A 1,684-nucleotide genomic window follows, 5' to 3' on the forward strand; every position below is an offset into this window, starting at 1 on the left:
AATAAAAAAAGATAAGAAATTAACGATGAGAGTAGATATTTGATCTATATCATTTGTTAGGCGTGAAATTATATCGCCGATTTTTAGTTCTTCAAACTCTTCAATTTCATAATTAATTAAATTACTATAAGCTTCTTTTCTTATTTGATTAACTGCCTTTTCAGCAACATTATTGATAAAATATGAACGAAAAAAACTAGCAATACTTAAGATGATAATTAATAAACAAATATATAATATAGATTTATCAACCGATAAAATATGGTCTTTGCTCAAGCCTTTATCAACTAAATTTCTAAAAACACTACCGATTAGTAATAATGAAGCTGATACGCTAAGTAAAGAGATCATAACGATGATCAAGTCTTTTTTATAGAACCTTAGATATTTAGCCAGTCTATATAAAAGTTTGATATCCATTAGACCTCTTTCATAACCTTCTTCTAAAGGTAATTTGTATGTCAATCCGGTACTCGCATCCTCACGTACTAGTGTGTACGCTGCGGCGGCAAGCGCTTCCGTGTTCCCTTCAAATTCCTCTTTATAAGATAGGTTATGAAAGAGGTCTATTAATTATTTTGTATTAAGGGAAGAAAATGGGGCGAGTGACGGGATCCGAACCCGCGACCCTCAGAACCACAACCTGATGCTCTAACCAACTGAGCTACACCCGCCATAAATTAACAACGTAAATTTAGATGATCAGAAGGATTTAGTCAAGAATATTTATATGTTTTACTGGATTCCCGCTTTCGCGGGAATGACATAGAGGCATTTTTTTCGATACATGTAACAAAACCTTTAATCGTACGTAATGATTAATCTATTAATGTGAACTCACCTCGTGTTAATTTCATTATTTCATCGGTAGACATGTTTGATGTACTCTTGCCTGATAATTGTTGTATTAATTTTATACCTTTTAGATTAAAGTTTTTTTCTTTTTTAATTAAAACACTGTCTTTATTTTTAGTAGTAATTTGTTCTTTAGGTAATTATTTTCATAGTAATAAAAATTTCTATATAATTATAATATAATTATAATATAATTATTTTTATAAGTAATTAGTATATATAAATGAAAGAAGCAAAAAAATCAGTTAATTTGGTTAGCGGCGGGGCGGACTCTGCTACGATTCTTGCAATAGCTAGGGAAATGGGTTATGAAATTCATGCTATGAGTTTTAATTACGGACAACGTAATAATGCAGAACTTCGGAAAGTTAAGGAGTTTATAAAAGAATATAACGTCAAGCAGCATAAGATTGTTGATATAGATTTACGAGCTTCCGGTGGTTCTGCTTTAACCGATGATAATATAGATGTTCCGCATTATCACGGCGTAAACGAACTACCTGGAGATGTGCCGGTTACTTACGTGCCTGCTCGTAATACGATATTTTTAAGTTATGCACTCGGTTTTGCAGAAGTAATAGGAGCAAAAGACATTTTTATAGGTGTGCATACAAGCGATTCGGCAAATTATCCTGATTGTCGTCCTGAATATATTAAATCTTTTGAAGAAATGGCGAATTTAGCAACCAGTATGGGAATACAAGGTAAAAAATTACTATTCATACGCCTTTAATTGATATGACTAAAGAGCAAATAATTAGAACCGGTATTGAGCTTGGTGTAGATTACAAAAATACTATATCATGTTATGAACCTACTGAAGATGATT

Annotated in this window: 1 protein-coding gene, 1 tRNA gene and 1 pseudogene; 1 reads left to right on the forward strand and 2 read right to left on the reverse strand. The window is 31.9% G+C overall.

Going from position 1 to position 1,684, the window contains the following annotated elements; translation table 11 throughout:
- Window positions 1–420 (reverse strand): ABC transporter transmembrane domain-containing protein (locus REIS_RS00765; RefSeq protein ID WP_241760930.1); only part of this gene is annotated, 420 nt, incomplete at its 3' end.
- Window positions 421–597: 177 nt separating this feature from the next.
- Window positions 598–674 (reverse strand) — tRNA-His (locus tag REIS_RS00770).
- 404 nt (window positions 675–1,078) lie between these two features.
- Between REIS_RS00770 and queC the strand changes: the two are divergent.
- Window positions 1,079–1,684 (forward strand): annotated as a pseudogene (queC, locus tag REIS_RS00775) (7-cyano-7-deazaguanine synthase QueC); the annotation flags it as partial.

Source organism: Rickettsia endosymbiont of Ixodes scapularis (assembly GCF_000160735.1).
Taxonomy (GTDB): domain Bacteria; phylum Pseudomonadota; class Alphaproteobacteria; order Rickettsiales; family Rickettsiaceae; genus Rickettsia; species Rickettsia tamurae.